A 19,652-nucleotide genomic window follows, 5' to 3' on the forward strand; every position below is an offset into this window, starting at 1 on the left:
TTTCAACATTTGATGAGGTTTCAAATCATGTACGCGGTCATAAAAACCGGTGGCAAACAATACAAAGTTGTCGCTGGCGAAAAACTTAAAGTAGAACAGATACCGGCAGACATTGGTTCCGAAATCACCATCGATCAAGTTCTCGCCGTCGGCGCGGGCGACAGCATCAAATTTGGTGCTCCATTGGTCGAAGGTGCAACGGTACTGGTTACGGTTGTGGCGCATGGTCGCCATGATAAGGTCAAAATTTTCAAGATGCGTCGTCGTAAGCACTACCAAAAGCATCAAGGCCATCGCCAGAATTTTACCGAAATCCAAATCGTTTCGATCAACGGCTAATCGCCGCTGTTTGAATTAAATCAGCTATCAAGGAGTTTTAAATGGCACATAAAAAAGGCGGCGGCACAACGCGAAACGGCCGTGATTCAGAATCAAAACGTCTGGGCGTTAAAGTCTACGGCGGTCAATCGATCAATGCAGGCGGCATCATCATTCGTCAACGCGGCACCCCAGTGCGCGCCGGCGAAGGTGTAGGCACGGGCAAGGACCACACTCTGTTCGCGTTGATCGCTGGCAAAGTGAAGTTCGTTGTCAAAGGTGCTGGCTCGAAGCAATTCGTGACCGTTGTACCAAACGAAGCAGTACCAGCGTAATTCATCGCGGGGCGTTTGCCCTGCCGTGATCGCATGATGTAAGGCGCAAGCCTTCAATCGAAAGGCTCTGCCCAAGGTAGAGCCTTTTTAGTTTTATGGCGGCAAAATTATGAAGTTTATCGACGAAGCAAAAATCGAAGTCATCGCGGGCGATGGCGGCAACGGCTGTGCATCTTTCTGCCGTGAAAAATTCCGGCCTTTCGGCGGTCCCGATGGCGGCGATGGCGGTAAGGGCGGGTCCATCTGGGCCGTGGCCGACCGCAATATCAACACGCTCGTCGACTTCCGTTTTTCCAAAATGCACAAGGCCAAGAATGGCGAGCCTGGCCGCGGCGCTGACTGCTACGGCAAGGGCGCTGACGATATTCACCTGCGCATGCCTGTCGGCACCTTGATCGTCGACAATGCCAGCGGTGAAATCCTGGCCGACCTGACCGAGCACGGCCAGATCGAATTGCTGGCCAAGGGCGGTGAAGGCGGCTGGGGCAATATCCACTTCAAGTCTTCGACCAACCGCGCACCACGCCAAAAAGGCGAGGGCAAGGAAGGCGAACGCCGCGAACTGCGCCTGGAATTGAAAGTGCTGGCCGACGTTGGCCTGCTGGGCATGCCGAATGCCGGCAAGTCCACCTTCATTTCGGCCGTATCGAACGCGCGTCCGAAGATCGCCGACTATCCATTTACCACCCTGCACCCGAACCTGGGTGTGGTGCGCGTGTCGCACGAGAAAAGCTTTGTGATCGCCGATATTCCCGGCTTGATCGAAGGCGCTTCCGAAGGCGCGGGCCTGGGCCATCAATTCCTGCGCCACTTGCAGCGTACCGGTCTGCTGTTGCACATCGTCGACCTGGCGCCGTTTGAAACCAATGTCGATCCGGTCAAGGAAGCCAAGGCGCTGGTCAAGGAACTGAAAAAGTACGACGAGTCGCTGGTCGACAAGCCGCGCTGGCTGGTGTTGAACAAGCTCGACATGGTGCCGGACGAGACCCGCGTGAAAATCGTCAAGGATTTCATCAAGCGTTTCGCCTGGAAAGGTCCTGTATTCGAGATTTCCGCACTGAACCATAACGGTTGCCAGGAACTGGTCAACGCGATTTACCAGCATCTGGAAGAGAAGAAGCACAGCGAAAGCCGTGCCGAAGAAACGCAGATGACCGAAGAAGCACGCGGTATCTCGTCGATCGACCCGGATGACCCGCGTTTCAAAATCCTGGACTAAGCCTGACTGACTGCGGCGGCCTGTGGGCCGTGCGCGGTCCGCCTGCTGCGCATCGCTACGGTAGCAGCAGGCATATATATCTCCTCATTGGCGTCAGCGGCTACCGCCGTTTCGACGCCATCCCCCGGTGTCAGGTAGCGCTATCGCGCTGCCGGCGCTGTTCGCAACACGACTGGGCAAACCGCCCGTCCTTGGCGATATCACTGCAAATTGGTCCTGGCGCAGCCAGCCGGCCGCATACTGGCGGCCGCGAGTTTCGGCTTGCCCCAGGGTTTTGTGTGGTTCATGTGTGCAATCGCGTGGTTGGCAGGCATAATCTTGCTACTACTGTGTACTGCATGCTGACAGATAAAGAGCCCCCATGGATTCCGTGATTCAAAACGCTACCCGTATCATCATCAAAGTCGGCTCCTCGCTGGTCACCAACGATGGCCGCGGCCTCGACCATGCCGCGATTGCGCGCTGGGCGGCGCAAATCGCCGGTTTGCGCGCGCTGGGCAAGCAAGTCGTGCTGGTCAGTTCCGGCGCGATCGCCGAGGGCATGCTGCGCCTCGGTTTCGAGCAGCGCCCTACCGATATCCACGAATTGCAGGCTTGCGCCGCCGTCGGCCAGATGGGGCTGGCGCAAATCTATGAAAGCAGTTTCCGTGCCCACCAGCTGGGGACGGCGCAAGTGCTGCTGACGCACGCCGACCTGGCCGACCGTGAACGCTACCTGAACGCCCGCTCCACCCTGACCACCTTGCTGCGCCTGGGCGTGGTGCCGATCATCAATGAAAACGATACGGTCGTTACCGATGAAATCAAGTTCGGCGACAACGATACCCTGGGTGCGCTGGTGGCCAATTTGATCGAAGCCGATGCGCTGGTGATCCTGACGGACCAGCACGGCCTGTTTTCGGCCGACCCGCGCAAGGACCCGAACGCCTACCTGATTACGCAAGGCATTGCCGGCGACCCGGCGCTCGAAGCGATGGCCGGCGGCGCCGGCAGCAGCCTGGGCCGTGGCGGCATGCTGACCAAGATCCTGGCCGCCAAGCGCGCCGCCAAGTCGGGCGCGCATACGATTATTGCATGGGGCCGCGACAGCGACGTACTGAGCCGCCTGGCCCAGGGCGAAGCGATCGGCACGGAACTGCGTGCGCAAACGGGACAATTGACGGCGCGCAAGCAATGGATGGCCGATCATCTGCATACGGCAGGCGCGGTGGTGCTCGATGCGGGCGCCGTGCAAAAGCTGCGCCAGGAAGGCAAGTCTTTATTGCCGATTGGTGTGACTGCGGTGCAGGGCGAGTTTGGCCGTGGCGCCATCATCACCTGCGTCGATGGTGACGGTACGCCAGTCGCGCGTGGCTTGTGCAACTACACCAGCGGCGAAGCGCGCCGCATCATGCGCAAGCCTTCCGCCGAGATCGAAGCCATCCTCGGCTATATGGAAGGCCACGAGCTGATACACCGCGATAATATGGTCTTGCTGTGATGGCCGCTTGTTATATCTGGCCGTAGCGGAAACCGACGCCCAGGGCGTCGGGTAGCTTTAGCCACAGCATCATCAGCAAGCCGCCATACCACAAGGCCATGATCAGATTGGCCAGTGGTACCGGCAGCCAGCGCAGCAGGAATGTGTACATGTCATTGCCTTTCTTTAAAAGTGCAGGCCGCTCAGGATGGCCAGTTTGCTCATCGCTTCGGCGATGGTCGGACTGGAAGTCAGCGCAAAACTGAGGATCACGAATTGCAGCGTCAAAAACCAGCTGGCCACGCGCCATGCCTTGTATGTGCGCAGCTTTTCCGCCCAGGGCGCGTGTTTCGACCACAAGTGCACCACGCCCAGGCCAGCGCCATGGAACAGGCCCCAGGCCAGGTAGCGCGGTGACAGTTCATGCCACAGGCCCAGCACCATCATGCCGCACAGGCTGGCCGCCAGGTAATTGTGGCTGCGCGCAAACATGGGCCGGAATACAAAATCGCGGCACCATTCCGAGACGGTGATATGCCAGCGGCGCCAAAAGTCCGGCAAGCTGCGGGCCGAAAACGGGAAGTTGAAATTTTCCGGTATCCGCATGCCCAGTAGCAATGCGAAACCGATAGCAATATCGCAATAACCTGAAAATTGCCAATACAAGTCCAGGCCATAGGCCAGCAAGCCCAGGTAAGTATCGAGCCAGATATGGCCTGTCAGGCCGCTCAGGCCTTGCAGTTTATGGGCCAGTAGATAGTTCGCCAGCAAGACGATCTTGCAATAGCCGTACAGGATACGCTCCAGCGCACGCGATGTCGCCAGGCTATCCCAACGCGCGCGCAGCGCCTCCATGCGAAAGGCGTCATAACGCTGTACCGGCCCTACCAGCAAGGTAGGTGGAAACAGCAGATACGACAGCGAACCGGCCATGCGGCCCTGCCGGTAGGCGCCCGTGCCGTGTTCGGCGATCAAATGCCAGGCTTTCAAGATGGCGAAGGCAAAGCCCAGGTAGGGAAGTACCCCCTGCCACGCCTTGGCGTATTGATATGTGGCAAATGCAATCAGCAAGCCAGTCAAACCGATCTTTTGCACCAGTGCATGGCGGCGCCAGCTGGGGCCGCAAATCAAGGCCAGCCAGGCAATTAAGCCAGCCCAGACCAGCACGCTGGCCCAACTATCGTGCGCCACGAGCAGGCATCCGCCAGCCGTCAGCAGCCATGGCCGCCACACTTGCGGTAGCAGCCAGTACAGCACGCACGTGACGACAATGAACAGCATGCCGAAATTTGCCAGCCATACCATGTCAGTGCATCGCTTTCTGAAGTTGCAGCAATTCTGGCGTCCACCATGCCATGAAGCGGCGGCTGCCGGCGGGGCTCAAATGGCTGCCGTCACAATATAGTGTGCCGCTGTCATAAGAGGGGGAAGTCAGATAAGTGAGCCTGGCGCCAGGCGGCAGCAGTTGCCGTAGTTGCGCAAACCAGGCTTGCTTGGCTGCAGCGGTCTGGCGTTCGACCGGTATCGAGCGTTGGATATCGAGAATCACGATGGAGACGCCGCGCTTCGATAGCCGTTGCAAGGCTGAGGATAAGGTGGGATCTACTTGCAAGCTGTTGTAGATGATGTTTAAAAAATGTATATAGTTTTTAAAATCAATGGCATTATTTTGTTTTGGAAGTTGCTCACAGAAAATTTTTTCATCTTGCCGTTGCAATACTTCAAGCATGGGCTCGCTCTGGATCAACGAGGGGATGGCGATAGCGGCGATTTTTTTGAGACCCAGCGCAACATTGCTGCGCAGTCGGCCCATCATCTGATGCTGGGGATCGACCAGCAGTAGATTTTTTTCAATCACCAGGATATCCGGTGGATGTTGCTCGACCTCTGGCAGACTGGGACCAAGGAAATCCATGCCCAGGCCAGGATTGCTCAGGCGGTTCCAGCGCAGATGGGATGCCGTTTGATATGCAGGTGGCGGTGTCGCTGCCACCAATAAGGATGATCCCATGCCTAATACACGTATGTTGCCCGGCACGCGTGGCAGGTCCAGGACTTGCCGGGCATAGGCGGCGGCGCGGCCGGATGGTTCTATTGCTGGTCGCGTGGCGTGATTTACCCATAACAGCATTAGCAAGGCGACGCCGGCCGCCAGCCCGGTACCCAGTGGCCAGACCCATAATGGTGGTACGGGGCGCATCACTGCACCAGGCGTTTAATCAATTGCACCGTCGCATCCATGTTTTCCATGCGCACCACATCGGATGGTTTTAAGCGGATATCGAACATGGTTTCCAGGCCGATTACGAAATTGATGTGCGCCAGCGAATCCCAGCCCGGGGTATTGGCGGGGCCCGAATCGTCCTTCAACTGAGCTGGCGGCAAATTGAATAGCTGTGCTGCCAGCGTGTAGATTTGTTCTTGCAAATTGCCGGTGGCATGGCCGGTCTTGCTGCCCTGCGCCAGTGCGTGCTGCAATTGCGCCGTGATCACCTTGCCCGATGGCGTGCGTGGCAATTGACTGCTGAAGTGTATTTTTTTCGGTAATTCGTGGGTGCCCAGATACTGGCCGCAATGCGCCAGCAATTGCGATACATCGGTGTCCTGATCGGGACGCAACACCACGCAGGCGACGGGAATTTCACCCCAGATATCGTCGGGCATGCTGACCGTGGCTGCTTCCAGCACGGCAGGGTGCTGCATCAGCACGCCATTGATGGCTTCCGGCGACAGATTGTAGCCGCCGCAAATGATCAAGTCCTTGATACGGCCCGTTATCCAGTACACGCCATCGCTGTCGCAGATGGCCTGGTCGCCCGTATGCAGCCAGCCGTCGCGTAGCGCCCTGGCCGTGGCGGCAGGATCGTCCAGGTAGCCGGACATCAGGTTGATGCCTTGCACACACAGTTCGCCTGCTTCGTCATTGCCGGCCAGGCTGCCGTCTTCACGCAGGATTTTCGCGATCATGTCGCGCGGCATGCCAATACTGCCGATTTTGTGGCTGGCCGCGTCGGGGCCGGCATAAAAGCCGCAGGTACCGGTTTCGCTCAAACCATAGGTATTGACGACGGGCACGCCAAAACGGGTGCTGAAGCCGCTCCAGACGGCGCTGCTCAAGGGCGCGCTGCAGGAAATTGCAAAGCGGAAGTTGTCGCTGGCAAAATTTTCCGCCAGGTGGGCGCCGTATTGCTGGATCAGCGCCAGGGTGGTCGGCGCCACGATCAGGTGGCTGACCCGCTCACGGTACAGCGCGATCAGGATGTTTTCGATGGCGACGATGCTGAACGGTGCGGGACGCACCAGGGTCAGGCCGCGCCGGTAGCAGAGCAGCAAACCTTGCACCAGGCCATCCGCATGCGACAGCGGCATCAGATTCATCAGGCGCGCATCGTCTTGCAACTGATATTGCGTGGCGATCGTATCGAGGTGGCTCAGCAGCGCCGGCCAGCTCATCTGTACGCCTTTCGGCCGCGCCGTGCTGCCGGACGTAAACACCACGTAGGCGATGCCCTCCTGCTTGAATGGCGGCAGCGGCGGCGCTTTTGGCCCCGACAGCAAGCCTGGCCAGTTGTCCAGGTCGACCGGCGTGCGGCGTCCCAGCAGCTTGTTCAGCAGCATGCCTTTGGCGGCGGCTGGCTGGACCCGCAATTGCTGCGCCGGCAGGCTCACGCCCTGCGCCAGCCAGTGGTCTAGCGTATCGCCATCGGCGATCACGCCGTCGGCACCGCTGTGCGCCAGGATGTCACGCACCTGCTGCGCCGGCGTGCCCGGATCGAGCAGCATCGGTAGGGCGCCGGCGCGCATGCAGCCCAACAGCAGCGGAGCGTAAGGATGGTCGTCGCGCACCATGAACAGGATGCGCTTGCCGGCCAGCTGGCGCTGTATCAACTGGGCGGCAACTTGCAGTATGGCTTCTTCCAGTTCGGCATAGGACAGGTTTTTAGGGCCAACCAGGAATTGGGCGGCGCTGGCACGAGCTTGAAACATGATGACTCTCTATTGTTCTGGTTTTATTGTGGAATCGACTGCGCCAGCGCCTGGCGATTCAGTTTTCCTGCGGGGGTATACGGCAGTGCGCTCAGTTGACGTAGTTCGCGCGGCACATACTGCCCGGCCAGCTGGCTGCGGCAGAAAGCCACAAAGTCACTGGCAAAATCAGGCAAGTCGCAGCCGTCTTGCGTCACCAGCAAGGCGACCAGGCCTTGCGGCCCTTGCGCGATGGCAGCCTCGCGCACTTGCGGATGGCTGGCCATGACGCGCTCCAGGTGCGATGGATGGACGATCTCGCCGAATTCATTCTTCAACTGATCGTCGCGCCGGCCCAGCAGCTTGATGCGGCCCTCGCCGTCGTGGCTGGCAATGTCGCCTGTGTACAGCCAGCCGCCGCGCTTGACGGTTGCGCTATGCACGGGATTGTTCCAGTAACCGGACATCAGCTGGTTGCTGTGCACGCGCAATTCGCCGGCCACGCCCGCTGCGACGGGCGTCCCGTGTTCATCGCAGATTTGCAACACGGCTCCCACTGGCCGGCCTGGCGCTGGCAGGGCGCCGGCCTGATGCTCGAACACCAGGCACAGGCCCCCGGTTTCGGTCAATCCGTAATAATCGATGATGGCCACTTGCATGCGCGTGGCCAGCGCCGCGTACAGCGCCGATTGCAACGGTGCGCCGGTCGACAGGATTTGCCGCAAGCTGGCCGGGTGCCGGGTCAGGTGCGGCGGCAGCAGCTCCAGCATGGATAGCCAGGCCGGGCCGGTCGCGAGCACGGTGACGCCATGTTCGGCCACCGCCTGCAAGGTCTTGCCGACATTCAGGCGTTCGGCATCGTCGGGAATATAGACCGTGGCGCCGGCGAACAGCGCCGCCACGGCAGGGTTGCGCAAGCCGCTCATGGTGTGGTTGTCGCCCAGCGACAACAAGACATCCTGGCCGTGCCAGCCGAATTCGGTGGCCGCCAGCTGGCCGCTCTGCAAGAGCGCGCGCTGGTCCAGCACCACGCCCTTGGGCTGGCCCGTGCTGCCAGAAGTAAACAGGATCACTGCTGCGTCGTCTGGCGCCACGCTAGTTGTCGCGGCGGCCGGCAAGTCCAGCCATGTGCCCAGCAAGTCGCCCAGCACCGGCCAGCCATCGTCAGCCGGTGCCGCTTCGTCGCCAGCGTCGTCGAGCATGATCACCGGACAGGCCGCCACGCTGGCGGCAGGCGCACGCGGCCGGTCCAGCACCAGCAGCGTGGGCGAAATATGCTGCAGCAGGGTTTCCAGGCTGGCGCCGGCGTCGGCCAGTTCCTTGCGCAGCGGCACCAGTACGCTGCCGTTGCGCCACACTGCCCAGCTCAGCAACATGGCTTCCGGATGGGGGCCGCACAACATCGCGACCCGGTCGCCGGGCTTGACGCCGCTGGCGGTCAAGCCGCGCTGCAAGGCGCCGACCAGCAGTTCCACCTCGTTCCAGCCGAAGGCGCTGCCATCGGTGCCGGACAAGAGCAGAGGCCGTTCGCCGTACAGTGCCGGCAGCAATTGCCACAGGTACTCGAAAGTTTCCTCGCTGGCCAGCGGGCGCACGATCTGGTCGGCATAATACGATTGCAGCCTGACCATGGCGTCGCTGAGCGGCGCCAGTTGCAGCAACTCCTTGTCCACCAGTTGCGCCGCCTCATGTGCCACCGTATCGAATGGCAGCTCCAGTTGCCTTGCCGTTTCCTGCAGGGTGCGTAATTGCCCCAATTGGAAGAGCAACTGTAATTGCAAGGGATTCAAGGTGACCGGTCCCAGCTGCGCCAGCCGCCCGGCATAACAGGGGTGGCGTAGCAGTAATTCTTCCATCAGGCCGCCCAGTGCCGAGGCATCCGGCGCAGCGCTGCCAGCCAGGCTGTCGATGCGCAGCAAGGCATTGGTGGCGGCGCGCGATTGCGGCAGGCAAATGTCCAGGTTGGCGCTGCGCAGCGGCGCGCCTTGCCATTGCGGCGGCAGCAGCGCCACCACGCCGTTGTAATGGGGCGTGTCCGGATCGGTATCCAGGGTTCCCTCGGCATTGAATAGTTGCACTTCGGCCATCACCATCACCGTGCGCTCGCGGCGCGCCTGCGCCCGTTCGAAACGCTGCTGATAGGCGCTGCCATGTACGATGGCGCCGCCGCGCTCGAAAAACGGCTGCGGCTGGCTATTCGACATATGCACATGGGGAAAGACGATCACCGCATCGCCGCGCGCGACGCGCAATACGTCGCCGGCAAAGCTCAGCGGCGCGTAGCGGTGCAGGGAATCGAGGCCATGTATCAGATGAAACTGCTGATCCAGGAAAGGCAGGCCGGCGCCCGCTGCGGCAAACACGATGTCGTGATTGGCAGCGCGCCGCGCGGCCGGCAGCCAATACGCATAACCGGCATACGCGAGTACATCGAAGTTACCTTCCCAGATGGAAATGACATGTTGCTCGGGAAACGCTGCCGCCAGCATTTCGCCGCTCCAGCCAGTGCGTCCCCAGGTATCGAGGATCACGTCCCCCGCTTGCAGCTGGCCGCGTATCAGGTCGAGTAGCGCATAAAAAGCGCGGGTCGATTCATTGAATGGCTGAAATGCGGCATAGCGGTCGGGAATGCGACGGATATGGCGGTGATGCACAAAGGAAATGTAATCGTGCGATGGACTTAATTGCCGGTCCAGCGCGGCCAGTTTTTGCGTCGGGCCGGCATTCTCGGCCGGCGCCGCTTCAGTGAACATCGCAAAACCCTGCACTACCGGCACTTGCACCGCGCATTGGGGGCATTCGAGCCAGCCATGCATGAAATGGTTGTCGTTGTCAGAAGCCCCGTGCGGCTGTAGGCGAATACGACAGGTGGGACAGCCCAGCAGATCCAGTGTTTTTTTCAGCATATTAATTAAAACTTGTTTTGTCGGATCGGCATTGCAGCATTCAATTGGCTGCGCAGGGTTTGATATCGCTTCGTGCGAAAAACGTGATCACAGGTAAATACGTTGACGTACATTACAAAAGCTTACATGCACTACGTTAATATACATTGCCTCAATATAATATATATTTGGCTATATTGTACTTTGGATGAAGAGATAAATTTATACATTGGCCGGCACTGGTGATTTGCTCTTGTAATCGCACAGGTCGGCGATCATGCAATTCCAGCACTGGGGTTTGCGGGCGATGCAGGTGTAGCGGCCGTGCAGAATCAGCCAGTGGTGGGCGTCGTGCAGGAATTCCTTGGGCACGAACTTGAGTAGTTTTTGCTCGACGATATCGACATTCTTGCCTGGCGCGATGCCGGTGCGGTTCGACACGCGGAAGATGTGCGTGTCGACGGCCATGGTCGGTTCGCCGAAGGCCGTGTTCATGACCACGTTGGCCGTCTTGCGGCCCACGCCGGGCAAGGCTTCCAGCGAGGCGCGGTCGCGCGGCACTTCGCCGCCATGCTGCTCGAGCAGGATCTGGCAGGTGGCGATGACGTTCTTCGCCTTGGTGCGGAACAGGCCGATGGTGCGGATGTATTGCGTCAGTTCATCGACGCCCAGCGCCAGGATGCTCGCCGGCGTGTTGGCCACCGGATACAACACCCGCGTGGCCTTGTTGACGGACACGTCGGTTGCCTGTGCCGACAGCAGCACGGCGATCAGCAGTTCGAATGGCGTGGTGTATTCGAGTTCGGTCTTGGGCGAAGGATTGGCAGCGCGGAAGCGCGTGAAAATTTCCAGTCGTTTGGCGGCGTTCATGCGTCTTTTTTCGGTGCTGTTGTGGCGTTAGGGGCTGGCGTGTCGTTCGTGCTGGCGGCTGCGGCAGCCTTGGCGCGCGCGCGCTCCATGGCGGCGGCGATGATGGCGCGCTTGCGTTCTTTTTCGGCGATTTCTTCGGGCGTGACAGTGACTTCCTGCGTCACTTCCTGCAGTTTGGCGACCGCCTTGGCGGCCAGGCGCGCTTCGTTTTCCTCCGCTTCGCGGCGCAAGCGCTGCGTGCGGAAGTCGTGGCGCGCGCGCGCATCGTCGGCCTCGGCCTGGCTCCAGGCGTCCCAGCCGGTGGCCTCGCCGCTGACCGGGTACATGACGATGCAATCGACGGGGCAGGGCGCCACGCACAGGTCGCAGCCCGTGCACAGCTCACTGACCACCGTATGCATCTGCTTGGCCGCGCCAACGATGGCGTCAACCGGGCAAGCCTGGATGCACAGGGTGCAGCCGATGCACAGCGATTCATCGATGTAGGCCAGCGAGCGCGGGCGTTCATAGCCATGCACCGGATTGAGAGGGATGACTTTTTTGCCCAGCAGGCTGGCCAGGCGGACCACGCCATGCGCGCCGCCGGGCGGGCATTGGTTGATCTCGGCGCTGCCTGCGGCGATTGCATCGGCATACGGGCGGCAACCGCTGTATCCGCATTTGGTGCACTGCGTTTGCGGCAGCAAGTCTTCAATCTGGTCGGCAAGTGATGGGGGAGCTGGGTGCGGCACGGTCTTCTTCAATACGCTAAAACGACATTATCAGCCATTCGGGCGATATATATGTAAACACAAGTAAAAAACCTGTTACATGCAGGGGAATACGCCGCCCGCGTTCGCCGCGCAATGATCAGCCAATTATCACCAACTGTTGCGTCTTGCCAAAACGAAATAACCTAATACGAAACCATTCGTTCTTGTTTGTTTGTCCATCCTTTAGTCTGCAGACATTGTCTTGTTGACTATTGAAAAGGATGTTTGTATGCAAGTATTGTCTGATCCCGTGTCTTCCTCCGCACCACGTTTACGGCGGCTGGCGCAGGCGGTGTCAGTGGCCGTGTTGTTGCTGGCACAGCCTGGTATTGCTCTTGCCCAAGTCACTGCCGAGGCCGCTGCCAGCCCGCTCGATGCCGTGATCGTTACCGGCGCCCGTGGTTCGGGCCGCACCGTCGATAACAGCGCCGCGCCCATCGATGTGATCAGCGCGCAGCAACTGGTGGCGACAGGCAAGCTCAACCTGCTCGATGCGCTGGACTCGGCCTTGCCCTCGTTTAATTTGCCGGCCAGGGTACAGCCCGACCTGGGCAGCATCGTGCGCGCCGGCCAGCTGCGCAACCTCGACCCTTCACACACGTTGGTGCTGGTCAACGGCAAGCGCCGGCATACCACGGCCATCGTCAATGAAGACGGTTTTCCCGGTTCGGTGGCCACCGACCTGGCCTTGATCCCGACGGGCGCGATTGCGCGGGTGGAAATCTTGCGCGATGGCGCCTCGGCCATTTACGGCTCCGATGCGATTGCCGGCGTGATCAACATCATCCTGAAATCCGATGACAGTTTCACGGCCAGCACGCAAGCGGGCTCCACCTATGCAGGCGATGGCGCCAACGGCTATGCGCGCGTGGATGGCGGCACGCGTTTGGGCGAGCGGGGCTTTGCCCACTTTGGCGCCGAATACCAGCGCCAGGGTATTGCTGTACGTAATTTCGGCTTGAATCCGGCGTATCTGTCGTATCCCGCCGTGCGCAACAGCGATGGGCAATTAGTGAAGTTGGGACCGAACAACAGCTTGCCGGCCGGCGCCTCGGCGAATCCGGCCGAAGCGAGCCGCAACAGCAACCCGTGGCGCAATACGGGCGTGCCGCAAAGCAGCACCGCCTCGCTCAGCGCCAATCTCGGCTATGACCTGTCGGACGCAGTGCAGCTCTACGGTTTCGGCACCTATGCCCACCGCAATGCCCGCTCGGCGCAGAATTTCCGTCTGCCGAATACCATTTTCAATAACAACCGTGGCTTGCTGTCCGTCTATCCGGACGGTTTTACACCGTATGAAACCACCAGCGAAGACGATTTTTCGCTGACGGGCGGTCTCAAGGGCGAAGTGGCGGGCTGGGCCTGGGATTTCAGCACCACCTATGGCCGCGACGATATCGATGTCGGGGTGGAGAGTTCGGCCAATTACTCGCTGGCCTATCCGGGCGGCCAGACCAGTTTTTATATCGGCAACCAGCGCTATAGCCGCTCGACCAGCAATGTCGACGTGCGCCGTCCGGTGGCCCTGGGTCTGGCCGAGCCTGCCGACCTGAGCATCGGCCTGGAATATTCGCACGAAACGCAGCAGCGCAGCCCTGGCGAACCGGCTTCTTACCAGGGCAGCGGCTCCTCGGCGCTGGCCGGCTATTTGCCGGTCGATGCCTCGGACACGGCGCGCCACAGCTATGCCGCCTATATCGGCCTGGGGGCGAAGATCACGCCGCAATTGCTGGTCGATACCGCCTTGCGCGCAGAAAAATACTCGGACTTTGGCAGCAAGAGCACGGGCCGCCTGTCGGCGCGCTATGACATCGATCCCGCGCTTGCCGTGCGCGGTACGCTCAGCAATGGTTTCCATGCGCCCAGCCTGGTAACGCAATCGTATTCGAATACCTCGGACCATGCGGGCGTGCCGTATACCCTGGCACAACCGAGTTCGGCCGCCGCCAGGGCACTGGGCGCACAGCCGTTAAAACCGGAAAAATCGAGCAATTTTTCAGCTGGCCTGACCTTTAATCCCACCTCGACCCTGCGTTTTGCCGTCGATGCTTACCAGATCAAGGTCAGCGACCGCCTGGGCGTATCGTCCAATATCGGTATCGACCGCAGTTCCGGTCTGGCGCTCGATGGCAGCGGCCGGCCGCTGACGGCGGCGCAGGCGGCTACCATCGAAAACCTGCTGCGTTCGGCGGGCTTGACGGTCGGCAATGGCCTGGTCGCGCATTATTTTACGAATGTGGGCGATACGCGCACGCGCGGCATCGACCTGACGGCGGAAGATGTGCTGCGCCTGGCCGATGGCAAGCTGCGCTGGACGGCGGCCGCCAATTTCAATCATACGAGCCTGGTGAGCAAGGCGGACTTGCCGGCCGTGCTGCAAGGCTTGCCCAATATCGGCACGCTCAGCAAATCGGCCGAATACGACTTGCTGTACCGCGCACCAAGGGACAAGGAAATTGTCACGCTGGCCTATGAAAAGGCGGGCTGGACTTTTAATGTGCGCGAGACGCGCTACGGCAAGCTGAAACGCCTGAATGCGATTACGGGCGGCGACTACCAGCTGAAAGCGGCGTTCGTGACGGACTTGAGCCTGGGCTACGACATCAGCAAGCGCATCAACGTGACCGTGGGTGCCAACAACGTCTTCAACCAGAAGCCGAGCCAGGTGCCGCGTGAAGCGCGCAGCGCCTCGAACCTGGCGCAATACACGGGCGCCTACGACAACTCGGGACCATTGGGCGTGCTGGGCGGCTATTACTACGCCCGCGCCACCGTCCGTTTTTAGGAGTGTTCAAAAAAGTCCATGGCGTCGTTGCATTGCCTCGCCGTACATTCGTACTGCCTTCGGCAACGCGCCTGGCCCTGAACTTTTCCTTGAGCACTCCTTACTACTCACTTGAATAAAGGAAACCACATGTCTGACCATCAAGAACACGACGCCATCGACCTGGAATGGGCCAATCTCTTATCGCCGCAACGCCGCAGCGTGTTGCGCGGCGGCGGCCTGGTGGCGGCCCTGGCTGCGTCCGGCCTGGCGGGCACGGCGCTGGCGCAGGACAGCAAGCCGGCGCGTGTAAAACCGGCGCCCGGCAAGAGCCCGTGGGGCGAACATACGGATACGGCGCCCACGCCGCGCCCCGTCAGCGTGCGCCCCGGCGAAGAAACCTTGCCCACCAAACCGCGCGCGTATACCGATATCGAGAGCTATCACGCACACATTTATTTTGACGAAGACAATTACCAGAAGGCAGCGCTGATACGGAAATGGGCCGCCGAACGTTTTGCGGTCGAACTGGGCGACTGGAATCTGGAGCCACGGGGCCCGCACGTGACGCCGTCGTTTTATTTTGGTTTCACCAATGACTTGCTGCCCGTGATCGTGCCATGGCTGCAATTGAACAGCCTGGGCCTGACCATCCTGATCCATCCGAATACCGATGATCCGCGCGCCGATCACCTGTATTACGCCCTGTGGGTGAACCGTTCGCAACCGGTGAATGGCTATGCGATGAAGAAGCCGGGGCCGGGCGAACCGCGGGTCGAGCAGATCTACGTCAATACGCACCCGACGGTGAAGATCGAAACCTCGCGCGCATAAGATGAGCACAAAAAAACGGCACGCCAGCTAAGCCTGGCGTGCCGTTTTTTATCAGCAATGCTGATCAGGCATGCTTCTGGATGAATTCGCCGATTTTCGGGCAAATGATTTCACGCCAGCGGCGGCCCGAAAAGATGCCGTAGTGGCCGCATTTCGGCGCCACGAAGTCTTGCTGCATGTGCGCCGGAATGCTGCTGCACAGATCATGGGCCGCCTGCGTCTGGCCGGCGCCGGAAATATCGTCCAGCTCGCCTTCGACCGTGAACAGCGCCACGTTGGTGATGTCTTGCGGACGCACCAGCTGGCCGCCCACTTTCCAGGTGCCTTTCGGCAGGCTGAATTCCTGGAACACGGTTTTAATCGTTTCCAGGTAGTACTCGGCCGGCATGTCCAGCACGGCGTTGTACTCATTGTAGAACTGGCGATGGCCTTCCGCAGGCTCGTCGTCGCCCGTCACCAGGTGCATATAGAACTCGCGGTGGCTTTGCGCGTGGCGGCCAGGATTCATGGCGATGAAGCCGGCGTGCTGCAAAAAGCCGGGATAGACCTTGCGGCCAAAGCCCGGGTAATTCGGCGGCACGGCATAGATCACGGTGTTTTCAAACCACGAGAATTTCTTTTCCGTCGCCAGGTTGTTCACTTGCGTGGGCGAGCGGCGTGGATCGATCGGGCCGCCCATCATCGTCATGGTCTTCGGCATGTGCGGATCTTTGGCGGTTGCCATCAGCGAAATGGCGGCCAGCACCGGCACGGTGGGCTGGCAGACAGAGATCACATGCAGGTCGGGCGCCAGCAGGCGGATGAACTCTTGCACATAGTAAATGTAATCGTCCAGGTGGAACGGGCCTTGCGTCAGCGGCACCATGCGCGCATCGGTCCAGTCGGTGATGTAGACATCGTGTTCGGCCAGCAAGCCGCGCACAGTATCGCGCAGCAGGGTCGAGTGGTGACCGGACAGGGGAGCAACCAGCAACACTTTAGGCTGTTGCAAGCCAGCGGCTTCTTTCTTGAAATGGATCAAACGGCAAAACGGCTTGGTCACGACAACGTGTTCGAGGATGTCGACGCTCTCGCCCTTGACGAGCACGGATTTTATGTCAAATTGCGGTTTTTCATAGTCTTTGCCAAGGCGGTACATCAGCTCGTAACCGGCTGCGATGCGTTGCGAAAACGGGGTGTGGGCCAGAGGGGAAACCGGGTTGGTAAATAACTTGGAGGACATGTCTGCCCATTGCATCACCGGAGTGAGGAAGGAGCGTTGCAGTTCGTGCAGTTGGTAAAGCATATAGAGTCCTTGTTTAATTCCAAGCGCCAATATCGGCTCAAATATCATAATCCAATTTTATGACATTTGTAGAGGACAAAATGTGCTTTACCGCGCACAGCGCCACACTTTGCGCGCGAGTGTGCTGATGCGCCACACTTGTGTGAAAAGATCATTAATTGTGTCTTTAAAGCAAAAAAGCAGCGTTTCCGCTGCTTTTTTCATGGTGTTGCACCGATGCGTCTTAGCGTACCAGCATGTCCAACTTGTCCTTGACGTCCTTGTATTGCTCGGCTTCCGGCAAGGCAGGCTTGGTCTTGGTAATCGACGGCCAGTTACGGGCCAGGTCGACGTTAATCTTGATGAAGGCTTGCTGGTCGCCAGGTACGTCTTCTTCCGCGAAAATCGCGTTCACCGGGCACTCTGCCACGCAGACTGCGCAATCAATACATTCGTCCGGATCGATCGCCAGGAAATTGGGGCCTTCCCGGAAACAATCTACCGGGCAGACATCGACGCAGTCGGTGTAACGACAAGCGATGCAGGATTCGGTGACAACGTGGGTCATAACAGTCCTATCAATATTGGGAGGTGCTGTAGCGCCTGAAGGAATCCGGCGGCGCATACTAAAGCAAAGCCTCGTATTTTAAGGCAATTCGCTATTTCTCACAAATCCGGCTTAGATACAATACGCATAAGTAAATTCTTTTTTGGCAGCGCCACGGCTATACAGTGACGCGGCTCAGTTGGCGGCGCGGATTTGCGCCACCAGGTCTTGCCAGCGGGTGTTTTCAGCGCTGCCATCTTCGGCAAAGCTGATCGTGCGGCGTGCGTGGGGGGCGTCGACGGTGATGCGCCAATGCACCAGATCGGCGCCTACGGCGCCTTGGCCGCCCTGGCTGCCATTGAAAAAGCCGCTGCTGGCCAGCGCCGCTTCGAGCGAGTGGCCGGCAGGGTGGGTTTGCGTATCGATTTCATAGTGCTCATGCAGGCCGGCAAAGCCGCCGCTGCTGCTGGCTGAGATTTTCATGGCGCTCCCTGTGATGGATGGGTTTATTCGGGTCTGCAGGCATAGTCGCGGCACCAGGCGGCCAGCGCGGCCCGTTCCGCATCGAGTTCCTGGTCGGATGTGCTGTATTCGGCATGGTTCATGGTGCCGCAGCAGGCGCGCCGGTCTTGCACGGCGTTTGCATCATCGACGATGCCGGGAGCATGGCTTGCCTGCCCGCCGCCCATGTCCACCCCTGCACTGAGCGTGGTACCGAGCACCTCGCGCCGGATAAAACTGTTGCGGATGAAATCGAGATAGCCGGCTTTGCCGTCAGCGCCGGCGATGGCCAGCATATGGTTGGCCACGTCGGCATAGCTGGCGGCCTGGTTGGGGGACGCCAGCAGGGCGCGCAATACCAGGCCGCGCAGGTAGTCGCCGCAGCGGTGCAGCACGGCGGCGTCGTCTTCCACCTGCGGCTGGCGTTCGTAGGAAAAAATGTCGGCCAGGATGTCGTAGATGGCGCCCGTAAAGACTTGCGAAATCGCATGCACCTCCGTGCCCGCTTCGGACAGCTTGATGTCATTGTCGGCGTTGCGCAAGCCATTCGGCCGGCCCAGCGCCAGGCCGAACTGTTCGGCCAGGTCGGCCAGGAAGGTTTTGTCGTGCAAGTCGGACTTGGTCTGGGCGATCACCGCTTCCACCTGGTCCAGCTGCGACAGGGCCAGGAAGATGGCCGTCAGGTCGCCGAACGATTCGTGCAAGCCGCCCGTCTGCGGCGGGTTGTTGCTAAGCAGCCACTGTGGTTTCAATCCGTCGAGCACGGCATGCCCTGTTTCATGCGAGACGATGTCGAGCGAACGGCAAGTGTAGACGCGTTCGGTGGCGCCGCTGGGGATGAAGTCACCGAACTTGAGCGCCTTGTCGCTGCGGCTGTAGTACGCGTTCATGACATTGGGCAAACCGTGCGGATACACGGACAAGGGCGCGGTATTGCTGGCGCTATTCCATTGCCAGGGCAGCGGCGACGGTGTGCCGATGCTGGCCAGTGCGCGCTGGTACATGGTGAGGGTCATGCGCACGATGGCAAAGGTGTGCACGGCGTCGAACTGGTCGGTGTTGGGCGAGACGATGAAGTCGCCGAAGGCATTGGGGCTGACTTGGGCGATGCCCGGTTCGCCAAAGGTGATGCGCGCATCGCGCGGGCCTTGCAGTATCAGCCCCGGCACGAAGGCCTTGCGCGTGCCCAGCTCGCTCACGGACGGGTCTTGCTTCCAGATCAGCATGCGCGAACCCACGGGCACGGCTGCCAGCGGGCGCCCGCTGTCATCGTTCAGGCGCGGCCGACCGGGCTGCAAGGTCAGCTGCGCATGCTTGCGGTGCTGTCGGTAGGGGGCGGACGGGGTGGGGACGTAGCCCACAGGCAAGGAAACGCATTGGGTCAGTACGGCTTCGACCGGCACGATGACTTTCTGGTCCATGGCGACTCTCCACGACAACACGACAAGCGGCAGCTGGAAGTGAAATGATCTGCCCGCACGGCCCTGGCAGGTTTGATGCGGCGCAAGCGGATGTCGGAAGGGCGGCTTTCTGGCTGTTATCATGCTGGCCGTGTCGTACCCGTTTTTAATAAAAGGATAGTTTGATGGCGGATATCAATATAGTTCAGCAGCATCAGCTGACAGCGGAAAAGGCCCGTGCAGCGGCGCAGCAAGTGGCTGACAAGCTGGCCCGGGAGTTTGACCTGGCGTGCGCCTGGGATGGCGATGTGCTGCGCTTCGAGCGCAGTGGCGTCGACGGTGCGCTGACCCTGGGCAAGGAGCAGGCCCAGCTCACAATCAAGCTCGGCTTCATGCTCAGCGCCTTTGCTTCCACGATCGAAGGCAAGATCGCTGAAAAGATGCGCAAGGTGTTTACAGAGCAGGCTTGATGCTGGTCTGGGCGCCTTGTTCGATGCCATTTCTGCATGGACACGACAGGGCGCCGTGCGCTGCTGCT

At 60.0% G+C, this 19,652-nt stretch carries 18 protein-coding genes; 7 read left to right on the forward strand and 11 right to left on the reverse strand.

Annotated elements, in window-relative coordinates; all coding sequences use genetic code 11:
• Positions 1 to 27: 27 nt before the first annotated feature.
• The 4 genes from rplU (at position 28) to proB (ending at position 3,352) form a co-directional block, all read left to right on the forward strand.
• Positions 28 to 339 carry a 50S ribosomal protein L21 gene (gene rplU / locus ACL9RI_RS14840; RefSeq protein ID WP_034754730.1) on the forward strand — a complete coding sequence of 104 codons (312 nt, stop codon included), beginning with the start codon at positions 28 to 30 and terminating at the stop codon, positions 337 to 339.
• A gap of 41 nt (positions 340 to 380) precedes the next feature.
• Positions 381 to 653: a 50S ribosomal protein L27 gene (gene rpmA / locus ACL9RI_RS14845; protein ID WP_183680993.1), complete on the forward strand. Its 273-nt coding sequence runs from the start codon at positions 381 to 383 to the stop codon at positions 651 to 653.
• A gap of 109 nt (positions 654 to 762) precedes the next feature.
• A complete protein-coding gene (gene obgE / locus ACL9RI_RS14850; protein ID WP_422727295.1) occupies positions 763 to 1,872 on the forward strand; it encodes a GTPase ObgE in 1,110 nt (369 codons plus the stop codon).
• Between the two features lie 361 nt (positions 1,873 to 2,233).
• Positions 2,234 to 3,352, forward strand: a complete 1,119-nt coding sequence (proB, locus tag ACL9RI_RS14855; protein WP_422727296.1) for a glutamate 5-kinase — start codon at positions 2,234 to 2,236, stop codon at positions 3,350 to 3,352.
• Positions 3,353 to 3,362: 10 nt separating this feature from the next.
• On the opposite strand, the gene ACL9RI_RS14860 is transcribed toward proB, so the two are convergent.
• The 7 genes from ACL9RI_RS14860 to rsxB form a co-directional block, all read right to left on the reverse strand.
• Positions 3,363 to 3,503: a hypothetical protein gene (locus tag ACL9RI_RS14860; protein WP_422727297.1), complete on the reverse strand. Its 141-nt coding sequence runs from the start codon at positions 3,501 to 3,503 to the stop codon at positions 3,363 to 3,365.
• Between the two features lie 14 nt (positions 3,504 to 3,517).
• Positions 3,518 to 4,636, reverse strand: a complete 1,119-nt coding sequence (locus ACL9RI_RS14865; RefSeq protein ID WP_422727298.1) for an MBOAT family O-acyltransferase — start codon at positions 4,634 to 4,636, stop codon at positions 3,518 to 3,520.
• A 1-nt stretch (position 4,637) separates the two neighbouring features.
• A complete protein-coding gene (locus ACL9RI_RS14870; protein WP_422727299.1) occupies positions 4,638 to 5,531 on the reverse strand; it encodes a hypothetical protein in 894 nt (297 codons plus the stop codon).
• Positions 5,531 to 7,318 (reverse strand): AMP-binding protein, encoded by a 1,788-nt coding sequence (locus tag ACL9RI_RS14875; protein ID WP_422727300.1) that lies wholly within the window; start codon positions 7,316 to 7,318, stop codon positions 5,531 to 5,533. The genes ACL9RI_RS14870 and ACL9RI_RS14875 overlap by 1 nt, the downstream gene beginning before the upstream one ends.
• A 23-nt stretch (positions 7,319 to 7,341) precedes the next feature.
• The gene (locus tag ACL9RI_RS14880; RefSeq protein ID WP_422727301.1) at positions 7,342 to 10,050 is read right to left on the reverse strand and encodes a class I adenylate-forming enzyme family protein; all 2,709 of its coding nucleotides are present in this window, start codon (positions 10,048 to 10,050) and stop codon (positions 7,342 to 7,344) included.
• A 354-nt stretch (positions 10,051 to 10,404) separates the two neighbouring features.
• The gene (gene nth / locus ACL9RI_RS14885; RefSeq protein WP_422727302.1) at positions 10,405 to 11,052 is read right to left on the reverse strand and encodes an endonuclease III; all 648 of its coding nucleotides are present in this window, start codon (positions 11,050 to 11,052) and stop codon (positions 10,405 to 10,407) included.
• Positions 11,049 to 11,783, reverse strand: coding sequence for an electron transport complex subunit RsxB (gene rsxB / locus ACL9RI_RS14890; RefSeq protein WP_422727303.1), 735 nt, complete (start codon positions 11,781 to 11,783; stop codon positions 11,049 to 11,051). Before rsxB ends, nth begins: the two co-directional genes overlap by 4 nt.
• Before the next feature lie 250 nt (positions 11,784 to 12,033).
• On the opposite strand from rsxB, the gene ACL9RI_RS14895 reads away from it, so the two are divergent.
• Both ACL9RI_RS14895 and ACL9RI_RS14900 read left to right on the forward strand, forming a co-directional pair.
• Entirely contained in the window at positions 12,034 to 14,589 is a 2,556-nt protein-coding gene (locus ACL9RI_RS14895; protein ID WP_422727304.1) for a TonB-dependent receptor plug domain-containing protein, read from the forward strand.
• A gap of 129 nt (positions 14,590 to 14,718) precedes the next feature.
• Complete coding sequence (locus tag ACL9RI_RS14900) at positions 14,719 to 15,402, forward strand: DOPA 4,5-dioxygenase family protein (protein WP_422727305.1); 684 nt, start codon at positions 14,719 to 14,721, stop codon at positions 15,400 to 15,402.
• 64 nt (positions 15,403 to 15,466) lie between these two features.
• Here the strand turns inward: ACL9RI_RS14900 and ACL9RI_RS14905 are convergent, their stop codons facing one another.
• The 4 genes from ACL9RI_RS14905 to ACL9RI_RS14920 all read right to left on the reverse strand — a co-directional run bounded on the left by ACL9RI_RS14905 (position 15,467) and on the right by ACL9RI_RS14920 (position 19,135).
• The gene (locus ACL9RI_RS14905) at positions 15,467 to 16,687 is read right to left on the reverse strand and encodes a polyhydroxyalkanoate depolymerase (protein ID WP_422727306.1); all 1,221 of its coding nucleotides are present in this window, start codon (positions 16,685 to 16,687) and stop codon (positions 15,467 to 15,469) included.
• A 223-nt stretch (positions 16,688 to 16,910) separates the two neighbouring features.
• Positions 16,911 to 17,234, reverse strand: a complete 324-nt coding sequence (fdxA, locus tag ACL9RI_RS14910) for a ferredoxin FdxA (protein ID WP_131374221.1) — start codon at positions 17,232 to 17,234, stop codon at positions 16,911 to 16,913.
• Between the two features lie 174 nt (positions 17,235 to 17,408).
• Positions 17,409 to 17,696 carry a protealysin inhibitor emfourin gene (locus tag ACL9RI_RS14915; RefSeq protein WP_422727307.1) on the reverse strand — a complete coding sequence of 96 codons (288 nt, stop codon included), beginning with the start codon at positions 17,694 to 17,696 and terminating at the stop codon, positions 17,409 to 17,411.
• A gap of 23 nt (positions 17,697 to 17,719) precedes the next feature.
• Positions 17,720 to 19,135 (reverse strand): hypothetical protein, encoded by a 1,416-nt coding sequence (locus ACL9RI_RS14920; protein ID WP_422727308.1) that lies wholly within the window; start codon positions 19,133 to 19,135, stop codon positions 17,720 to 17,722.
• A 164-nt stretch (positions 19,136 to 19,299) separates the two neighbouring features.
• Here ACL9RI_RS14920 and ACL9RI_RS14925 point away from each other — a divergent pair, with 164 nt between their 5' ends.
• Complete coding sequence (locus tag ACL9RI_RS14925; RefSeq protein WP_183680964.1) at positions 19,300 to 19,584, forward strand: polyhydroxyalkanoic acid system family protein; 285 nt, start codon at positions 19,300 to 19,302, stop codon at positions 19,582 to 19,584.
• Positions 19,585 to 19,652 lie beyond the last annotated feature (68 nt).

It is taken from the genome of Janthinobacterium sp. Mn2066 (genome assembly GCF_049319705.1).
In the GTDB taxonomy this organism is placed as follows: domain Bacteria; phylum Pseudomonadota; class Gammaproteobacteria; order Burkholderiales; family Burkholderiaceae_D; genus Janthinobacterium.